This is a genomic window from Streptomyces sp. NPDC002730, from assembly GCF_042888805.1.
Taxonomy (GTDB): domain Bacteria; phylum Actinomycetota; class Actinomycetes; order Streptomycetales; family Streptomycetaceae; genus Streptomyces.
This window is the reverse complement of sequence record NZ_JBIAQG010000004.1, coordinates 492,084-509,604: the sequence shown is the minus strand read 5'-3', so window position 1 is coordinate 509,604 and position 17,521 is coordinate 492,084. Positions and strand designations below refer to the sequence as shown.

At 67.5% G+C, this 17,521-nt stretch carries 16 protein-coding genes and 1 pseudogene; 12 read left to right on the top strand and 5 right to left on the bottom strand.

Features of this window, described 5'->3' with window-relative positions; all coding sequences use genetic code 11:
- Window positions 1–62 precede the first annotated feature (62 nt).
- Window positions 63–875, top strand: a complete 813-nt coding sequence (locus ACFYXH_RS13355) for an SAM-dependent methyltransferase (protein ID WP_389562259.1) — start codon at window positions 63–65, stop codon at window positions 873–875.
- Between the two features lie 81 nt (window positions 876–956).
- On the opposite strand, the gene ACFYXH_RS13350 is transcribed toward ACFYXH_RS13355, so the two are convergent.
- Together ACFYXH_RS13350 and ACFYXH_RS13345 are read right to left on the bottom strand one after the other, a co-directional pair.
- A complete protein-coding gene (locus ACFYXH_RS13350; RefSeq protein WP_389562193.1) occupies window positions 957–1,859 on the bottom strand; it encodes a helix-turn-helix domain-containing protein in 903 nt (300 codons plus the stop codon).
- Window positions 1,860–1,948: 89 nt separating this feature from the next.
- On the bottom strand, window positions 1,949–2,182 hold the full coding sequence (locus ACFYXH_RS13345) for a DUF397 domain-containing protein (protein WP_389562192.1): 234 nt from the start codon (window positions 2,180–2,182) through the stop codon (window positions 1,949–1,951).
- A gap of 184 nt (window positions 2,183–2,366) precedes the next feature.
- Here ACFYXH_RS13345 and ACFYXH_RS13340 point away from each other — a divergent pair, with 184 nt between their 5' ends.
- Window positions 2,367–2,927, top strand: coding sequence for an ATP-binding protein (locus ACFYXH_RS13340; RefSeq protein ID WP_389562191.1), 561 nt, complete (start codon window positions 2,367–2,369; stop codon window positions 2,925–2,927).
- A 62-nt stretch (window positions 2,928–2,989) separates the two neighbouring features.
- Here ACFYXH_RS13340 and polX read toward each other — a convergent pair whose 3' ends face one another.
- Window positions 2,990–4,723 carry a DNA polymerase/3'-5' exonuclease PolX gene (gene polX, locus ACFYXH_RS13335; RefSeq protein WP_389562190.1) on the bottom strand — a complete coding sequence of 578 codons (1,734 nt, stop codon included), beginning with the start codon at window positions 4,721–4,723 and terminating at the stop codon, window positions 2,990–2,992.
- A 418-nt stretch (window positions 4,724–5,141) separates the two neighbouring features.
- Here polX and ACFYXH_RS13330 point away from each other — a divergent pair, with 418 nt between their 5' ends.
- The 3 genes from ACFYXH_RS13330 (at window position 5,142) to ACFYXH_RS13320 (ending at window position 7,675) form a co-directional block, all read left to right on the top strand.
- Window positions 5,142–6,557: an APC family permease gene (locus ACFYXH_RS13330; RefSeq protein WP_389562189.1), complete on the top strand. Its 1,416-nt coding sequence runs from the start codon at window positions 5,142–5,144 to the stop codon at window positions 6,555–6,557.
- Window positions 6,558–6,790: 233 nt separating this feature from the next.
- Entirely contained in the window at window positions 6,791–7,183 is a 393-nt protein-coding gene (locus ACFYXH_RS13325; protein WP_389562188.1) for a helix-turn-helix domain-containing protein, read from the top strand.
- 81 nt (window positions 7,184–7,264) lie between these two features.
- Window positions 7,265–7,675, top strand: coding sequence for a VOC family protein (locus ACFYXH_RS13320; protein WP_389562187.1), 411 nt, complete (start codon window positions 7,265–7,267; stop codon window positions 7,673–7,675).
- A 185-nt stretch (window positions 7,676–7,860) separates the two neighbouring features.
- Here ACFYXH_RS13320 and ACFYXH_RS13315 read toward each other — a convergent pair whose 3' ends face one another.
- A complete protein-coding gene (locus ACFYXH_RS13315) occupies window positions 7,861–8,319 on the bottom strand; it encodes an SRPBCC domain-containing protein (RefSeq protein ID WP_389562186.1) in 459 nt (152 codons plus the stop codon).
- 115 nt (window positions 8,320–8,434) lie between these two features.
- Between ACFYXH_RS13315 and ACFYXH_RS13310 the strand changes: the two are divergent.
- The 6 genes and pseudogenes from ACFYXH_RS13310 to ACFYXH_RS13285 form a co-directional block, all read left to right on the top strand.
- Window positions 8,435–8,934, top strand: a pseudogene (locus tag ACFYXH_RS13310) (histidine kinase dimerization/phospho-acceptor domain-containing protein); the annotation flags it as partial.
- Between the two features lie 191 nt (window positions 8,935–9,125).
- Window positions 9,126–10,142: a GlxA family transcriptional regulator gene (locus ACFYXH_RS13305; protein ID WP_389562185.1), complete on the top strand. Its 1,017-nt coding sequence runs from the start codon at window positions 9,126–9,128 to the stop codon at window positions 10,140–10,142.
- The gene (locus ACFYXH_RS13300; protein ID WP_389562184.1) at window positions 10,139–11,935 is read left to right on the top strand and encodes a thiamine pyrophosphate-binding protein; all 1,797 of its coding nucleotides are present in this window, start codon (window positions 10,139–10,141) and stop codon (window positions 11,933–11,935) included. Before ACFYXH_RS13305 ends, ACFYXH_RS13300 begins: the two co-directional genes overlap by 4 nt.
- On the top strand, window positions 11,907–12,560 hold the full coding sequence (locus ACFYXH_RS13295; protein ID WP_389562183.1) for an SRPBCC family protein: 654 nt from the start codon (window positions 11,907–11,909) through the stop codon (window positions 12,558–12,560). The genes ACFYXH_RS13300 and ACFYXH_RS13295 overlap by 29 nt, the downstream gene beginning before the upstream one ends.
- Window positions 12,557–13,576, top strand: a complete 1,020-nt coding sequence (locus ACFYXH_RS13290; RefSeq protein ID WP_389562182.1) for a 3-oxoacyl-ACP synthase III family protein — start codon at window positions 12,557–12,559, stop codon at window positions 13,574–13,576. Before ACFYXH_RS13295 ends, ACFYXH_RS13290 begins: the two co-directional genes overlap by 4 nt.
- A gap of 263 nt (window positions 13,577–13,839) precedes the next feature.
- Window positions 13,840–15,342 (top strand): glycosyltransferase family 39 protein, encoded by a 1,503-nt coding sequence (locus ACFYXH_RS13285; protein WP_389562181.1) that lies wholly within the window; start codon window positions 13,840–13,842, stop codon window positions 15,340–15,342.
- A gap of 493 nt (window positions 15,343–15,835) precedes the next feature.
- Here ACFYXH_RS13285 and ACFYXH_RS13280 read toward each other — a convergent pair whose 3' ends face one another.
- Complete coding sequence (locus tag ACFYXH_RS13280) at window positions 15,836–16,042, bottom strand: ATP/GTP-binding protein (protein WP_389562180.1); 207 nt, start codon at window positions 16,040–16,042, stop codon at window positions 15,836–15,838.
- Window positions 16,043–16,170: 128 nt separating this feature from the next.
- On the opposite strand from ACFYXH_RS13280, the gene ACFYXH_RS13275 reads away from it, so the two are divergent.
- Window positions 16,171–17,481, top strand: coding sequence for a YhgE/Pip domain-containing protein (locus ACFYXH_RS13275; protein WP_389562179.1), 1,311 nt, complete (start codon window positions 16,171–16,173; stop codon window positions 17,479–17,481).
- Window positions 17,482–17,521: the final 40 nt, after the last annotated feature.

Sequence of the window (17,521 nt, the reverse complement as noted above, 5' to 3'; positions counted from 1 at the left end):
CGGCTACTCATAGCATGGTCGCCTTACATGACCTGATTGCCGAAGATGCGGGTGAGGACTGGATGAAACGCGAGTCGTGGCGCCCGGACGCCATCGACACGAAGGTGCCCAGCGTGGCGCGTATGTACGACTATTATCTGGGGGGCGACGACAACTACCAGTCCGACCGTGAGGCCTGCGAGCAGTTGCTGCTTCAGGTTCCCAGCACGAAGACGCTGGCCGTCAACAACCGTCGTTTTCTGCAGCGTGTGGTACGTCTGCTGGCCGCCGAGTACGGCGTGCGCCAGTTCATCGACCACGGCTCCGGTCTCCCGACCCAGGACAACGTCCATCAGGTCGCCCAGGCGGTCGATCCGGCCTCGCGAGTGGTGTACGTCGACAACGACCCGATTGTGCTGGCACACGGTCGAGCTCTATTGGAAGAGAACGACCGCACCGCCGTCATCCAGGCCGACATGCGGGACACGGAAGCCATTTTCGGTCACGAGGAGACGACACGGCTGATCGACTTCAGCCAGCCGGTCGCTGCTCTGTTCGTGTCGGTGATGCACTGCATCCCGGATGAGTCCGACCCGGGCGCCCTCGTCCGTCGGGTTGCGGAACGCCTCGCGCCTGGAAGCTTCCTTGTCGTCTGCCAGCTCGTCAGCGACCGGCCCGAAATCCGGAAGTTCGTCACCGACTTCATGGCGGAAGCCACCGGAGGTCACTGGGGGCGCGTCCGCGAGGAGCACGAAGTGGCGGAGTACCTCACCGGGCTGGAGATCTTGGAACCGGGCCTGGTGGAAGTGTCGACCTGGCGACCGGACTCCGACCTCGCGCCCGCCCAGCTGACCGATGAATGGATCGAGTGGGGCGGCGTCGCTCGGCTCCCTTAGCGCCGGCGTCCAACTCGCCCTCCGCATCGACAGTTCCGGGTGGGATGCGCCTCGCGGGATCCCACCCGGAACGCTGCCGTGTCACGAGCCGGACAGGCGCTCCCGGATCAGCTCGATCGACTCCTTGGGAGTGAGGGCGCACGCCCCGAGCCGGTCCAGCATGTCGCGGTACTGCTCGACGACCTGCGGTTTCTGGCTGAACGTGCTGTCAGTCAGGTGCTCGATGTAGACGGCGTCCTTGAGCTCGCCGAGTGCGAAGCGCAGATAGGTCACGCCCGTGCCGACGCCGGCCGAGGCGGTCACATCCAGCGGAGCGATCTGCAGAACCACACGGCGCTGCTCCATTATCGCGGCGAGATACTCGAGCTGTCCGCGCATCACTTCCGGTCCGCCGACCGTGCGCATCAGCACGGACTCGTCGATCAGCACCCACAGACGGGGCGCGTCCGGCTGATCGAGCTGCCGCTGCCGTTCCAGCCTGAGGTCCACCCGTCGCCCGACGTCGTGCGGATAGAGGTGGGCGGGGCCGGAGCTGATGACCGCACGTGCGTACGCGGGCGTTTGCAGCAGGCCCGGTACATAGAACGGCTCGTAGGTACGGATGGTGGCCGCCGCCCCTTCCAGGGCGACCAGCGGAGCGAAGAAGTCGGACAGGACATCGCTGAACGAGCGCCACCAGTCCGGCCGACGTGACTGCTCCACCAGCCGCTGGAACTCAGCGACACGCTCCTCATCGCTCACCCCGTACAGGCTCAACAGGGCCAGAGCGTCAGCGGGCTTGCAACCGTGCCGACCCAGCTCAATCCGGCTGGTCTTCGACCGGGAGAAGCCCAGCCTGGTGTCGACGCCGGACGGGTCGAGTCCAGCGCTCATGCGCAGCTGGCGCAACTTGCCGCCCAGAATGAGTTTCAGGGCGGTCGGGTTGCTCTCAACCGCGCCCAGCGACTCGACGAACAACGACGGGCTCGGTACAGCTGCAGCCATCGCGCGCTCCTGCGGATTATGAGAAGACCACGACATTATCGAGCACAGCAGGAGCAAGCCAGGGGGAACCGGTCGGCCACCACTCTCTTTCAGCCAATCATGGAGTCGAAATCGCCGGCTCGGGCTCCCGCCACGAAGGCAGCGATCTCCTCCCTGGTGTAGACGAGGGTCGGGCCTTGCGGATCGCGGGAGTTGCGCACGGCTACGTTGCCGTCCGGCAGAGCCGCCATCTCCACGCAGTTACCCGTGGCGTTGCTGTGACTGCTCTTGATCCACGTCACCGAATTCAGCGCACCCACCTGTATGCCGTTGGAGAACTCCATGCCCGCCAGCCCCTCCCCGCTCGTACATTCGTTCGCCCCGGAACCAGCCATGCAATCTCAGATGCAATTGCATTCTCGGGGCGCGCTCGACAATACTCGTCCTTCATCGGCTGCCGCAGCATCGAACACCGAAGCCTGCAGGGGGACATGACCAGTGACGACTCACATGTCAGCCTCTTCGACGATGAGGGTCGAGCAAGAGGTGCCTCGTCGGCGTGACGTTCGCGAGACAACACCGCTGCCCCAAGGCCTGTGTGCGGACTCAACGGACCTCGGCAACGACGAATGCTCCGGCCCCGGCCTGTTCGCCGCCTGCGGCCTGGACGGCCGGCTCCAGAACGCGCGTCAGTCACGGCAGTTCGTCACCATGACCCTGAACAGGTGGGCGTTGCAACCGCTTGTTCCCGATACGGAGCTGGTCGTCAGCGAACTCGTCACCAATGCCGTCCAGCACGCCTTGACCAACACTGCGGCGGATGCCGAGGACTACCCCCTCTGGTTGGGCCTGTTCCGGCATCCCGGACATCTCGTCTGCGCCGTGGCCGATCCGAGCCCGGATCCGCCGCGCCCGCGCGACCCCGACACCCTGGCGCTCGGGGGCAGAGGGCTTGCACTGATCGACGCGCTGAGCGACACGTGGTCCTGGTCCCCGACGCTGCCGTACGGAAAGACCATCTGGGCGACGCTGCCCCTCCCCAGCCCGTTCCGTCCAAAGCCCCGCCCCCTGCACCGGCGCCCCGCGTAGCCGCGCAGCCAGCGCCGGATTCATGGCCGACACCAGCGGCAGGGCGGCGGCGCTCGTGATTCCTACGCCGGAGCGCCAACCTTGCGCAGGAATCGTCGCAGCTTGGTAAGCGGCCATGTGTTGATGACGTCGTCCTTCGTCAGCCATCCGCGCTGCGCCGTGCCCACTCCGTAGCGCATGTACGGCAGATGCGTGGTGGAGTGCGCGTCCGAGTTCACCGCGAACTTCACGCCGTACCGCTTCGCGCGCAGAATGTCCTCGTCGCAAAGGTCGAGACGCTCCGGATGCGCGTTGATCTCCAGGGCGGTGCCCGTTCTCGCGCAGGCTTCGAAGACCGCGTCGAAGTCGGCGTCTATGCCGGGGCGCTTACCTATCCGGCGAGTGGTGGGGTGGCCGATGATGGCAACGTTCGGGTTCTCGCAGGCGCGTACGAGCCGACGGGTGAGCGCCTGTCGGCTCTGGTTGAAGTGTGAATGGACAGACGCCACGCACAGGTCGAAGCCCTCCAGGAAGTCGTCCGGCCAGTCGACCTCCCCTTCCGGGCCGATGTTGAGTTCTGTCCCGTGCAGAAGCCGCATCCCGTGGTGCTTCCGGTCGAGTTCGCGTACGCGCTCGCGCTGCGCGAGGATTTTCTCGTCGGTCATGCGCTGCATATAGAGGTTCGGAGCGTGGTCGGTGATCGCGTAGTACGCGTAGCCGCGATCGGCAGCGGCGGCGACCATGTCCTCCAGTGGGGCGAGGCCGTCGGTGAGGTCGGTGTGGGTGTGCAGGTCACCCCTGATGTCGTTCTCGGCCAGGAGGTCGGGGAGTTCGCCGCGCAGTCCTGCCGCGATCTCCCCCCGGTCCTCACGCAGGGGCGGCGGTATCCAGGGCAGGCCGAGCTTGGCGTAGATGTCCTCCTCGGTGTCCGCGGTGATCCTCTTGCCGCTCTCGGCGTGGAAGAGCCCGTACTCGGAGAGCTTGAGCTTGTGGCGTACCGCGATCTCGCGGGTGCGGATGTTGTGCGCCTTGGATCCGGTGAAGTACTGCAGTCCCGCTCCCCAGGATGCGGGCGGAAGGACCCGCAGATCCACCTGGAGGCCCTTGGTGGTACGGATGGACGTCTTCTTCTCCCCGTGCGCGATGACCTCGGCCGTGTGCGGAAGGTTGCTCAGGGCCTTCATGAATGGCGCCGACCGCTCCGCCGCCACCAGGATGTCGATGTCCCCGATCGTCTCCCTCATACGGCGCAGCGATCCCGCGTAGGTGCACCGTTCACATCCGGGGATCCCGGACAGTTCGGAGACGATGTGCTCCGCGATGTCCATCGCGGCGCTGATGAGGATCCGGCCACCGCCGGCCTCCTGCATCAGGGAGATGCCGTGGAGGATGTTCTCCTCGGTCTTCTCACCGAAGCCCTTCAGGTCGCGCAGCGTCTCCTCGCGGATGGCGTCCAGCAGCTGGTCCACGGAGGTGATGCCCAGCTCCTCGTACAGGATCATGGCCTTCTTGGGCCCGAGCGTGGGGATGGTGATCAGTTCGCGGACGCCGGCGGGGATCGATGCCCTGGTCTCCTCGATGGTGGCGACGTGACCGGACTGCAGATACTCGACGATTTTGTCGGCGATCGATCTGCCCACGTTGGGGATGTCCCGCAGGCCCTTGGCGTCGAGCTTCGAGACGTCCGCGTGGTAGCCGCCGACGGCACGGGCGGCCTTTTCGTAGGCACGCGCCTTGAAGGCATCCCCACCGCTGATCGCGATCAGGTCGGCGTACTCCTCCAGGAGTGATTCGACCTCCTCGTTGGCTCGGACCATGCCTTCATGGTGCTCCGATACCGTCGGCCAGGCATGCCTGGGCGCGGCGACCGGCGGGCTGCGGGCGCGGTCCGGACAGTGGACAGATCACGCCGAGTTTATGGACTGCCGCTTCGGATATCGCAACAGCATCACAAAACGGGTGACGGAAGCCAGTGATCCAGAATGGCTTCGATTGCATGGTCATGACCCACCCAAGTCTGCTCAATCGAACCCTATGGCGCGGACTGCCATGGAAGTGGCGAAAATCTGATCGAGACGTAGCTACGGATTCCGTAGGTAAATGACCGTTGACGTTGCGGTTTCCGCGGGGTTCCATGGCGCCTCGGGAGCAGGTTCTACCCATTACACAGCCGCCCGGAGGCGATAGCGCTCCCGCTCGACACCCGTCGCACGAATCGATCGGAACCACCACTCCATGACCGAGACGCTTCGCACACCCGTCCCCGACGCAGTCCTTGAAGTGCCCGAGGCGGCGGATGGCAGCAGCCCTCAGAAGCTCAAGCGCTCCATCGGTGTGGTGGGCGGCACTCTGCTCACGCTGTCCTGCGTGACGCCCGCCTCCACCCTCTTCGTCGTTGTCCCCGACCTGTTTTCCAGCCTCGGTACCGCGACCGCGCTCACCATCGCGATCGGCTCGCTGCTCTGTATCGCCGTCGCCTTCTGCTACTCGGAACTCGGCACCCTCATCCCGAGCGCCGGCGGCGAGTACGCCATGGTGTCGACCCTGGCCGGCCGGCTCGCAGGCTGGCTCGTCTTCGTGCTGTCCCTCCTCGTCGTGGTGATCGTGCCGCCCGTGATCGCCATGGGCACGGCGGACTACCTCGCCCCGATCGTCCACCTCAATCCCTCCTACGCCGGCGCCGGCGTGATGCTGCTCGCCACCCTGGCCGGCCTGCTCGACCTGCGGGCCAACGCCTGGATCACCGGCGTCTTCCTGGTGCTCGAAGTGATCGCCGCGGCCGTCGTCGCCGTCCTCGGCTTCGCGCACTCCGAGCGCGGCGCGGGCAGCCTCGTCGACCTGACGGTGGCCGGCTCCGACGGAAGGACCGACCCGGTCACGGCGATGCTGATCGTCTCTGGGCTGGCCATCGCGCTCTTCGTCACGCAGGGCTTCTCCACCGCCGTCTACCTCTCCGAGGAACTGGACAACCCGCGCCGCAACGTCGCCCGCACCGTCCTCACCACCCTCGCCATCTCCGCCGTGATCATCCTGGTGCCGGTCATCGCCATCACCATGGGCGCCCCTGACCTCGCGGCCCTCACGAGCGGCGACATCAGCGGCATGGTCACCGCGTGGAGCAACTCTGCCGTCGGCACCTTCGTGAGCCTCTGCGTAGCCCTCGCGATCATCAACGCGGGCATCGTCATGGTCATCCAGAACTCCCGCGTCCTGTTCGCCTCGGCCCGCGACAAGGCCTGGCCCCAGCCCGTGAACAACGCGCTCTCAAAGCTCGGCCGCTTCGGCTCCCCCTGGGTCGCCACGCTCGTCGTGGGCGTTCCCGGAGCGCTCTTGTGCTTCGTGAACCTGGACACCCTCTACGGCGTCACCGGCGTCTCCGTCACCGGCATGTACCTCCTGGTCGCCGTAGCCGCACTGCTCGCCCGCCGTGGATCGCACGCCGCCCAGCCGGCCTGGCGGATGCCTCTGTGGCCCGCCATGCCGGTCCTGCTGATCGCCGTGCTCGCGTACATCCTCAGCCAGCAGGAAATGACCTACCTGCTGTGGACCGGAGGGATCACGGCCGTCGCCACCCTGTACTGGGTCTTCTACCTGCGGCCGCGCCGTGACACGAGGTGGCTGGTCTCCATCCCTGAGGACGCACAGGCCTGACACCGTCAACCGGCGAGGTCCCAGCCGGGCGTCACGATATGACGCACCGACTGGCCACCATGGCCGACAGGCTTCCGTGAGCCGCGGAGGCGTGTCGGCCATTGGCACGACGATCTCGTCGGCAGTACTGCTGGGCGCGGCCGTCGTGGTGCACCACCTTGCGCTGGGAAGAGGCGGAGCGATAGGTCACCGGATCTGTCACGGACGGCGGAGAACCGTGGTGTGATGGCGCTGTGAGCCGCGCTGCAGAAGAGTCCAACCGCCGCATGCTTCGGGCACGGGATGCGATGGACCGCGGCTACGCGCAGCCGCTGGACGTCCCGGCGCTGGCCCGGATCGCCCATGTGTCGGAGGCGCACTTCACGCGCACCTTCCGGGCCACGTTCGGCGAGACGCCGCACCGCTACCTGCAGCGCCGCCGTGTCGAGCGTGCGATGTTCCTGCTGCGGGAGACCGACCGCAGTGTGACGGACATCTGCTTCCAAGTCGGCTTCGGCAGCCCGGGAACCTTCAGCCGCACATTCCGCGACATCGTCGGTCGGTCACCGAGGACGTACCGCAAGGAAGCGGCGGCCACGGGCGTACCGACGTGCTTCACGATGGCGTGGATGCGGCCGAGCTCCTGACCGTCCGCACTGCCCGTACCCTCCGTCGACTGAGCAGTTTTGGATAAGTTTTCGTCCGGCTTGCCCGGTAGCGTGATGCACATGTTCAACGCCATCACGCACTCACAGCTTTACGTCCTCGACCAGGACGAGGCCCTCGACTTCTACGTCGGCCAGCTTGGCCTGGAGGTCAACGCCGACGTCGACCTGGGCTTCATGCGCTGGCTGACCGTGAGCATCCCCGGTCACCCGGAGCGCCAGATCCTGCTGGAGAAGCCGGGCGCTCCGGCGATGTCCGAGGAGACGGCGCAGCAGGTCCGCGAGCTGGTGACCAAGGGGGTGATGGGTGGCCATCTCATCTTCAGCACGGACGACTGCCGCAAGACGTACGAGACGCTGCTGGGCCGGGGCGTGGAGTTCACCGAGGAACCCACCGATCGTCCGTACGGAACCGACTGCGGCCTCCGCGACCCCTTCGGCAACAGCATTCGCTTCACCCAGCCGAAGGCCTGAGGGCTGCCCCAGGGGCACGAGCGGAGGCGGAGCAGGATCGCGGCAACGGTAACGGTGCCGCCTGCCCAGGCCCCGGCCAGGTGGCCTGGTACTCGGGACGCCCGGACTCGTCGACGCGATACGCATCGGCCTCGTGCCAGTCCTCCTCGGGAACGGCACCCGCATGTCGGCTGCGTCATGGATCGTCATGCCGACGCGTCTGCCGACAACAGCCTCTCCAGCTTGTCGAAACTCTGAGTCCAGCCCTCCTCGTGCAGCGCGTAGCGCTCCTCAGTGGCGAAGTGCTCCTGAGTGAAATCCAGCTCCGTGGCCTGACCGCCGAGATCGCGAAGCGAGAGCGTCACTACCGTCTGCCGGTCCTCGGGGTCGGGTTCCTCCCACCGGAACGTATAGGACAAGCGTGCCGGCGGATCGACTTCGCGGAATTCCCCCGCCAGGTAGAACAGCTCTCCCTCCGGAGGCTGCATGGCGATCCGATAGCCACCGCCCGTGCGGAGATCGCTTTCCACACGCGGGATGGTGAACCCGTCCGGGCCCCACCACTTCGCCAGCTCCTGCGGTTCAGTCAGGGCCCGGAACACGACCGCGCGCGGTGCGCGCAGGACCCGTTGCATACGCAGGGTCAGCCCGGCGTTGTGCGTCATACCGACCTCCTCGGACCGCAGGCATCGAGATCGATCACTCCTCCCATCGTAGGAAAACCTCCCGGGCTGCGCCGCCCTGTCCAGTCCACTCTGCGCCTATTGAGGACGCGCCGCCCCCGACACGGAGGTGGGGCGGGTCGCGACGGCTCTGAACCGCGTGCTCGGCCACGTCGGGGACGCACTCGCGCGGCGGCGTACGAGCGAGGAGGGCCTGCGCCACTTCGCCGCCGACGCCAGACATGAACTGCGCACCCCCGTCGCCACCGTCTGCGCCCACTCCGAATTGGCCCTGCGCCACACCGGACCGGTGCCCGACGAGGTACGGCACGCCCTGGAACGCATCCACGCCGAGTCCCGGCGGATGAGCGGACTTGTCGACGACCTGCTCCTGCTCGCCCGACTCGACTCCGGCCGACCGCTGGCCGACCGCTGGCCCGCGAGCGGGTGGATCTGAGCCGCCTCGCGCTCGACACCGTGGACGACGCGCGCGCCGCATCGAAGGACCACCGCTGGGTACTGGACCTGCCGCAGGAGCCCGTTGTCGTCGACGGCGACGAGCACCGCCTGCACCAGGTCGTCGCGAGTTTTCGCGTTGCATACGCAGCAACACCCCCCTGGCCTCCGCCCCTTCACCCCCCATGCGCGGGCGGCGAGGCTTGCTGTGACCTACCTCACCCACGCCTGCCAGTCATGTACGCGAACTGCCTGGTCAGCGCCTCGCTCCAGCAGTCGCTGACTGCCCGTTGGCCGGATTCGTCAACAAGCTGTCATTGCGGCCAGTTCGACGCCGGATACAGGCTGTGACCGTGTTAGAGCGACGTGTTGTGGTGGTTGTTTACTCCGGTGCGCAGGCCCTGGACATCACCGGACCCATTGAAGTGTTCGATACTGTCAATCGGCTGCTCCCCAAGTCGGGTGCCCCCTACCGGATCGAGTTCGTCTCCACCGATGCGCCACTGGTGCGGACCAGCTCAGGGATGGTGATCGAAGCCGCCCCGCTGGAGGCGGGTCAGGGCCCGATCGACACCCTCCTCGTCCCGGGCGGATGGAGCCTGAACGACGCGCTCGGGAACCGGGAGCTGGTCTCGTGGATCGGCCAGGCCGCCGCCCGGTCGCGGAGAGTCGCGTCCGTATGCGGCGGATCCTTTCTGCTGGCCGAGGCGGGCCTGCTCGACGGGCGGCGCGCCACCACGCACTGGGCGTACTGCGAGCAGATGGCCTACCGCTACCCGAACGTGACGGTGGACCCCGAGCCGATCTTCATCTGGGACGGCCGGTTCGTCACCTCGGCGGGAGTGTCGACCGGCATCGACATGGCCCTCGCTCTGGTGGAGGCCGACCACGGCGCGGCGTTCGCGCTGCAGACAGCACGGTTTCTGGTGCTGTTCCTCAAGCGGCACGGAGGACAGTCGCAGTTCAGTGCCGTCCTCGACGCCCAGTTGGCCGATCACGCGCCGATCCGGGCCGCACAGGAGTGGATCCTGGACAACCTGGAGGACCCGCTGCCCGTGGCCGAGATCGCCCAGCGGGCCAATATGAGCCTGCGCAATTTCGCCCGGGTGTTCCGGCGCGAGGTGGGCACGCCCCCCGGCCAATACGTCGAGCGGACGCGCATCGCCCGCGCCCGCGAGCTGCTGGAGACCACCGATCTGACGGTCGGCCAGGTAGCGCGCCGCTGCGGATTCGCGGCCCCCGAGACGTTCTTCCGCTCCTTCGGACGAGCCCTGGGACTCACCCCGAACGAGTACCGACACCGCTTTCAGGTCATCTCGCCGTCCGGCCTCATGGTCCAGCCCGACCAAGCTGACAGGAGCTCCGTATGACAGCCACGCCACGCGAGATTCGCGAGGGATGCGGGGTACGCCTTGTCGACTACCTGGCAGCAGAGTTGACCAGGGCCGGCGTCACCCACCTGTTCGGCGTCGGCGGTGCGAACATCGAGGACCTGTACGACGCCGTCCACCGCAGCAGCACCATCCGCGGCGTTGTCGCCAAGCACGAGTTCTCCGCCGTCACCATGGCCGACGGATACGCCCGCGCCACGAGGCGCCTCGGCGTTGTCGCAGCCACCTCGGGCGGCGGCGCGATGAATCTAGTGCCGGGTCTGGCGGAGGCGTACGCCTCACGGGTGCCGGTGCTGGCTCTCGTGGGACAGCCGCCCACCGGCCAGGAGGGCCGGGGGGCGTTCCAGGACTCCAGCGGCAAGGCAGGTTCCTTCGACGCCATGGAGGTGTTCACGCCCGTCTCCCGGTTCTGCGCCCGGGTCGAAGACGGGGACGCGTTCGCGGAGTTGCTGCCCCGGGCGGTCGCGGCGGCACAGACCGATCCGAAGGGGCCGGCGGTGCTGTTGCTGCCCAAGGACGTGCAGCAGGCACAGATCGAGGTGCCCGCTCGCGGCGTGACGCCGACGCCGTTCGTGCCGACGCCGCTGGTGCCGGCGGCGACCGCGTCGGCCGCGTCCGCTGCGGGGCTCGAAGCCGAGGCCCGGGATGCTGTGTCGGCCGCGCTTCGCGGCGCGAGCCGTGTCCTCATCATCGCCGGTGAAGGGGTTGCCGCCGCGGATGCGCGCGCGGAGCTGGCGGAGCTGGCCCGGCGGCTCGGGGCCTGGGTGGCGGTCACCCCGGACGCCAAGGATGTGTTCGACAACCGGGACCCCCGGTTCGCAGGTGTAGCCGGGGTGATGGGGCATACCAATGTCGAAGACTGCCTGCGGCGGGCCGACTTCTGCGTGCTGGTTGGCACCCGGCTGCCGGTACTGGCACGCGGCGGACTGGACCAGGCCCTGGCCGCCACCCCGGTCGTCTGCATCGATCCCGAACCGCCGTTCGTGGCCGGCATCGCGCTGGGCGGGAACCTGCGGGACACGCTGCGTGCAGTGGCCCGGCAGCTCCCGTCGCGCCCGCTTCCCTGCCCGGAGCACGCCGGTCCCCTACCGACGCCCCCACCGACGCCGGTTGCGCAGGCCGGTGGTGGAACCGTCTCCTACGCCGAGGCGGTCGCCGCGGTCGAGGCGGCACTCCCCCAGGACGCGCACGTCTTCGTGGACGCCGGCAACGCAGGGGCCAGCGCGGTCCATCTGCTTCCCGCACCGCGCCACGGCCGCTTCGTGGTGGCGGTCGGCATGGGCGGCATGGGCTACACCTTCGGTGCCGGCATCGGCGCCGCGCTGGCCACGGGCCAACGCACCTACGTACTCGCCGGCGACGGAGCGTTCTTCATGCACGGAATGGAAGTACACACCGCCGTCGAGTACGCCGCACCCGTGACCTTCGTGATCTTCAACAACAACGCCCATGGCATGTGCGCCATCCGCGAAAAGCTCTTCCAGGGCGGCGTCCGCAGCAACGACCTGTTCGCCCGGACAGACATCGCCGCCGGGGTGGCCGCCGCCTTCCCGGCCCTTGGGGCCACATGGGCCGGCGACGCTGCGCAACTGTGCCAGGCACTGCTGCGCAGCAACGCGCGCAGCGGCCCGGCGTTCATCTCGCTGGACTGCGACGCCCGGGAGATCCCGCCGTTCCTTCCCTTCCTGTCCTTCACCGAAAGCACTCAACGCACGGAAAGCACCGAGAGCGAGGAGAGTTCCGATGAACGCGGACCCGTCCACGTTGGCTGACATCCCCGGCCTGATGCGGATCGAGAACACCGGCAAGGAGGAGCTGACCGCCCACTGCATGGACCTCACCCGCGCGGTCTATCCGCACCACCAGGTCTACGGGCAGTACTGCACCATCCACGAGCACGTCGACTGTCCGCCGGAGCAGGCCTATGACTATCTGCGCCAGGGCCACCACCTGGAGGAGTGGACCTGCAGCCTGCGGGGCTTCGCGCCCGCCGGCACCCCAGGACTGTGGGTCGGCCACGACCGGCTGGAGGACGACACCAGGATCTACTGCAAGGTGGTGGCCAACCCCGAGGCGATGACGGTGGACTACCACTGCTCCTGGGACCAGGGCGAGAAGCTGTGGATGATTTACCTGATGCGCGTCGTCCCGGCCCCGCTGGTGCTCAACAAGCCGGGGTCGGTGATCACCTGGACCAACTGCCGGCACCCGTACTACGACGACAACCCCCACCCTGAGAAGGCGCCCCGCCCGGAGCGGCCTTGGGTGGGCGACTACTGGGATCTGTTCTACGCGGGCCACACCGTGGAGATGAGAAACCTCAAGGCAATCCTGGAGCACCGCCACCGCGGCGGTCTGTCCGTCAGTGTGCCACCTGCGACGGCGGTGATGCGGTGAACACGGTCAGCCTCACCGATGTCGCAAGCTACCTTCCCGGCGAGCCGGTCCCCGCGGAGTTCTACACCGAGTACCCCGGAGCCGAGGACAAGCTCCGCGACCACCCCATGTTCAAGGTCCCGCCGTTACGTCACCACGTGGCCGCGGACGAGACCAACGCGGACATGATCGAGCGCGCGGTACAGCCTCTGATCGAACGGCACGGCAGGGCTGAGATCCGCAACGTGGATGTGCTGTTGGTGCACAGCCAGGTGCCGGACCTCCCGTTCGTGGGCGCGGGCACCGAAGTGGCACGCCGGCTGGGCCTGCACCCGGAATGGCTGATCGACGTGGCCAACGCGGGCTGCGCGTCATTCGTGTACATGCTCAAGCTGGCCCGTCGGCTGCTCACCACCACCGATGCGAGGACCGCCCTGATCTGCAACGCGCAAAGCGCCGCAGGCCAGTGGTTCACCCAGTCCGAGGTGCGCAGGCTCGCCCAGGCCGCGATCCCGGGCGACGGCTGCGGCGTGGGATACGTGACGACCTCGGCCGGCGCCCCGGTGCTGGACGTGGAGACCCGGCACATCGGTGCCTACGCCGGCGACATGACCGTGATGCTCGACGACGGCCGCAAGTACTGGGAGCCCGGGGAGTCCCAGCTGCGGATCGGATTCACCGAGGCCGGCGTCGCCAAGGTCCTGGCACGCGGGAACCGCCTCGTGCCGGAGGTGGTCACGGACCTGTGCGGGCGACTCGGGGTGGCCACCACCGAGATCGACGTGTTCATCACCAACCAGCCCAACCGAACGTTCCTGCGGAACTGGCGCGAAGCCCTGCAACTGCCGGCCGAACGGCACCTGCACACATTCGATCAATGCGGGAATCTATTCGGAGCGGCGATCCCGATCACCTTGGACCGTGCCATCCGCTCACAGCACCTCGAGGACGGCGACCTGGTGGTGCTGGGGGGATTCGCCCACGCCGGCGACTTCGCCGGTGCCGTCGCCATCCGCTGGCACGGGGGGCCGGGATGACGGCTGGAGTACGGCGCCTCATCGCGCCGGAGCCGCGATGGCGGTCCGACGGCGCTCGTCCTCAAAGCGTCGTTGGTAGACCGAAGGCCGGGAACAGCCCGGCGACGGCATCGTCATGCGGATGTCCTGCGCTGTGATCGCAACGGCCGCCGTACGATGTCCCGCCGCGTGGTCGGCGTGCCTGCGCACTCGATCGGGCGAAATGGGGCTCCACGGCCCTGTGGCTGGCCCGGGAGGCTTCGCGGCGGCGATATGGCTGTCCCATGGCGATTCTTACCCGTTCCACTGAAGGTGCAGAGGTTCAGCCGAACGAAGCGCAGCAACCACCCACCAGGGGGCCGTCCGGCCTGTGGCTGTGGCTTTGGCCGACGCTGGCCACCCTGGCAGTGACCGGGTTCCGCATCGACGCCCCGCAGTTGGTAACTGATGAGCTGGTCACCTGGGACGTGGCCAAGCGCAGCTTCGGGCAAATCCTGGCCACCCTGCACAACGTGGACGCGGTGCACGGCACGTACTACGTTCTGATGCACGGGTGGATGACGGTCTTCGGAGATTCGCCCCTGGCCCTTCGGCTGCCCTCTGCGCTCGCCATGGCCGGAACGGCTGCTCTTGTGGCACTGACCGGGCACAGGCTGTTCGGCCGACGTGCCGGGATGTGCGGCGGACTGTTGTTCGCCCTGATCCCTGCCGTGAGCCGGTTCGCCCAGGAGGCCCGCAGTTATGCCCTGGTGGTCCTGGCAGTCGGCCTGGCAACACTCCTGCTGCTCCGGGCCTTGGACGTGCCTCGAAGCTGGAGACGCTGGGCAGGGTATTCCCTCTGTGTGGCGATCATCGGACTGCTGCATCTGGTGGCGCTGACCGTCCTGCTGCCGCACTTGGTCGCAACGGTCCTGCGAGCTCGGCACGAGCGCTGGGCACTGTGGGGCTTTTGCCTCGCGGTCCTGGCTGGTACGGCCTGCGTGATCCCGGTGGTGCTGTCGGGCAGGTCACAGGTGTCCCAGCAGCTCTGGTACGTCCCTCGGCCGGACGCATGGGGTCTGGTCGATATCTGGCCGAAGGTGTTCGCCTCGGGCCTGTGTGCCGGAGCGGTGATCGCGCTGGCGGTGGTGGCACCCAAGAAGCGCCGCGCTGCCCTCCTGCTGTGCGCCGCCCTGGCCGTGCTGCCCCCACTGGTGGTGTGGGTGGCCTCCCAGGGAGACATCTCCTACTTCCGTTTTCAGTACCTCTTGTTCACCCTGCCGGCCTGGGCGGTGCTGGCGGGGGCCGGGCTCGCCGCGGCGACGACGTCCCGGGTGGCGGTCACGGCAGCCCTGACCGCAATCGCTCTGCTCGTACTCTCCGATCAGCACAAATTGAGAGGGGAGTACGCACACCACGACGACGTACCAACGGATTACGTGGGAGCCGCGGAAGCCATCATGAAGTACCACCGCCCTGGGGACGCGGTGGTCTACAACAGGGAGGGCCCGGCCTGGATGCTCGACCAGGGGGTTCGTTACTACCTTCCGCGCGACGTGAAGATGCGAGAAGTCTTCCTGGCCACCCCGGCTGTCGACAACGACGAGCTGTTTCCGGTCTATTGCATGGAGCCGGCCGGGTGTCTGAAGGACGAGAGCCGGATCTGGCTGGTGGTTCCGGGCAACAAGCCGGATCCGCTGGATGCGGTCCCGGCAAGTCAGGCATGGGTACTGCGCACTTTGTACAAGAACTACGGGACGGAACGCCTCTCGGGTCTGACCGTGGCGCTGCTCCAACGAAAGGTATAGCGCCCGTCGTCCGGGGTGGCGTCGTGACGGTGAGGCGGTCGTCTCGTAGGTGACGTCCACCAACTCCCCTACCTGTCCGCCCCGTTCGCGGCGTCACGGGGCAGAGTCCGGGTACGTTCGGATCTAGTCGGCGCTGGCCGACTGCTGCACCATCAAGTCATGTGGTTCTTCCTGGTGCCTCTTATTTCGCTCATTGCGCTCGCCTCCTGGATCGACTGGAAAGCACGACGGCGCAGAAGTCGTACTCGCGCCGCAACAGCCGTGTGGAGAGATGTGCGGGATGCCCGCCGCGATGCGCGCGCTTGGGAGGCTGGATCTTTGGGACACAGCGGCGAAGACACGTCCTGGATGAACAAGCGGGCACCTTGAGAGACCGAGGGCCGCAGCGCACTACCCGCACCGGCGTTGAGCAAGGCGCGGGAGCGGGCGTCGAGCACGAGGATGGGCGTGTTCGGGTCGCTCGGTGCAGGGCCGCACCGATCTGCTCCGCGGTCTACGGCTGCTCGCCGTCGAAGCAGTTCGCGCCGAAGACGAACGGCAGCCGACGGTTCTCGAAGAAGTCGACCGCCGCAAAGCTGCTTTCCAAGCGCTGGGTGTCGACCAGGACGATCGTCCCCAGAGCCCCCTGCAGCAAGGCGTCCCACATGGACCAGAAGCGCTCCTGACTCGGTGTGCCGAACAGATAGAGGAGGCTCCGCACTCCGCCGCCGACAACGTCCCGCGAGCGACCCGGCGAGGCGTCTCGCCGTCGCCGACGGGTCTCACTTAACTGTCGCGAAAGGCCGCGTGCGGACATTCGGTACACCGGCTGCTTTCCCGAGGAGAGTCATGCCTTCGAACCAACACCCGCCGGGGACGACCGCGGGGCGGGTGCTGCGGAACCCGAAGATCTGGGTGCTGCCCACGGTCATTGTCGGAGTGGTGTCCCTGTTGCTCTCCCTCGTCTACATGGGCGGCATCCTCAACCCGCGCAGCGATCTGCATCGCATGCCCATCGGGCTGGTCAATGCCGATCGGGGCGCCACGGTGATGGGACAGCGGGTGAACCTGGGAGCGCGAATCACCCACGGCATCAAGACCTCACCCGACCCCAGGGACCAGGTCTCCTGGCGGGTGCTGGACGCGGCCGAGGCCAGAGACGGTCTGGCCTCGGGCAAGCTGTACGGCGTCCTCGAGGTGCCACAGAACTTCTCCGCCTCGATGGCTGCGCTGGAGACCACCGGGCAAAAGGCCCCGTACAGACCGACGATGACCGTGCTGACCAATCCTTCGGCCGGCAGCCTGGGCGCGTCGTTGGCCACCTCGATCGCCCAACAGGCAGCACACGCCGCATCGAAGCAACTGGGTCGCTCGCTCACTGAGCGCCTCCAGGCCCGAGACGGTCAAGTGACCAACGCCGAGCGGCTCTTGCTCGCCGATCCGGTCTCGGTCGAGGTGAAGGTCGGTCATCCGATCAGCACGCACAGCGGCCTCGGGCTGAGTGCCTTCTACTACACGCTGCTGCTGGTGCTGGTCGGCTTCCTGGGCGGCAACGTGATCAGCAACAGCGTCGACGTCGGCCTCGGCTACGCGGCCAGCGAGATCGGACCTCTGCGCAGACAGCGGCCCACGGTGCCCATCTCGCGCACGCACATGCTCATGGTCACCTGCGCGATGTCGGTCGCACTGTCCTTGCTGACGTCCAGTCTGATCCTCCTCGCCAGCGTCGCGATCCTGGGGATGGACGCCTCCCACATCCCGCTGCTCTGGCTCTTCTCGGTGTGCGCCTCAGCCACGGTGGGGGTCGGCGTCCAGGCCCTGAACGCCGCGTTCGGCGGGATCGGGCAGCTGGTGAGCATGTTTGTCTTCATCGCCCTGTCGCTGCCGTCCTCCGGAGCCACGATCCCGCTGCAGGCACTGCCCAGCTTCTATCGCTTGCTGTCCTACTTCGAGCCAATGCGCCAGCTCACCGACGGCGTCCGGGCGATCCTGTACTTCGACGCCCGCGCCGATGCCGGCCTCACCCGGGGCTGGACCATGATGGGCATCGGGTTGGTGGCCGCCCTGCTCTTCGGCTTCGCCATGACCACGTACTACGACCGCAAGGGCCTGCACCGCATCGTGCCCGAGCCCGCCGAGCACCCCACGGCGAGCAGCTGACTCCGCTGCCTGACCGGCGCCGGGGGCGTCGGTGAACGCC

Excerpts from the sequence above, each read along its gene's own strand:
- ACFYXH_RS13355 (WP_389562259.1), top strand. The coding sequence starts at position 63 with ATGAAACGCGAGTCGTGGCGCCCGGACGCCATCGACACGAAGGTGCCC.
- ACFYXH_RS13350 (WP_389562193.1), bottom strand. The coding sequence starts at position 1,859 with ATGGCTGCAGCTGTACCGAGCCCGTCGTTGTTCGTCGAGTCGCTGGGC.
- ACFYXH_RS13345 (WP_389562192.1), bottom strand. The coding sequence starts at position 2,182 with ATGGAGTTCTCCAACGGCATACAGGTGGGTGCGCTGAATTCGGTGACG.
- ACFYXH_RS13340 (WP_389562191.1), top strand. The coding sequence starts at position 2,367 with ATGAGGGTCGAGCAAGAGGTGCCTCGTCGGCGTGACGTTCGCGAGACA.
- polX (WP_389562190.1), bottom strand. The coding sequence starts at position 4,723 with ATGGTCCGAGCCAACGAGGAGGTCGAATCACTCCTGGAGGAGTACGCC.
- ACFYXH_RS13330 (WP_389562189.1), top strand. The coding sequence starts at position 5,142 with ATGACCGAGACGCTTCGCACACCCGTCCCCGACGCAGTCCTTGAAGTG.
- ACFYXH_RS13320 (WP_389562187.1), top strand. The coding sequence starts at position 7,265 with ATGTTCAACGCCATCACGCACTCACAGCTTTACGTCCTCGACCAGGAC.
- ACFYXH_RS13315 (WP_389562186.1), bottom strand. The coding sequence starts at position 8,319 with ATGACGCACAACGCCGGGCTGACCCTGCGTATGCAACGGGTCCTGCGC.
- ACFYXH_RS13300 (WP_389562184.1), top strand. The coding sequence starts at position 10,139 with ATGACAGCCACGCCACGCGAGATTCGCGAGGGATGCGGGGTACGCCTT.
- ACFYXH_RS13295 (WP_389562183.1), top strand. The coding sequence starts at position 11,907 with ATGAACGCGGACCCGTCCACGTTGGCTGACATCCCCGGCCTGATGCGG.
- ACFYXH_RS13285 (WP_389562181.1), top strand. The coding sequence starts at position 13,840 with ATGGCGATTCTTACCCGTTCCACTGAAGGTGCAGAGGTTCAGCCGAAC.
- ACFYXH_RS13275 (WP_389562179.1), top strand. The coding sequence starts at position 16,171 with ATGCCTTCGAACCAACACCCGCCGGGGACGACCGCGGGGCGGGTGCTG.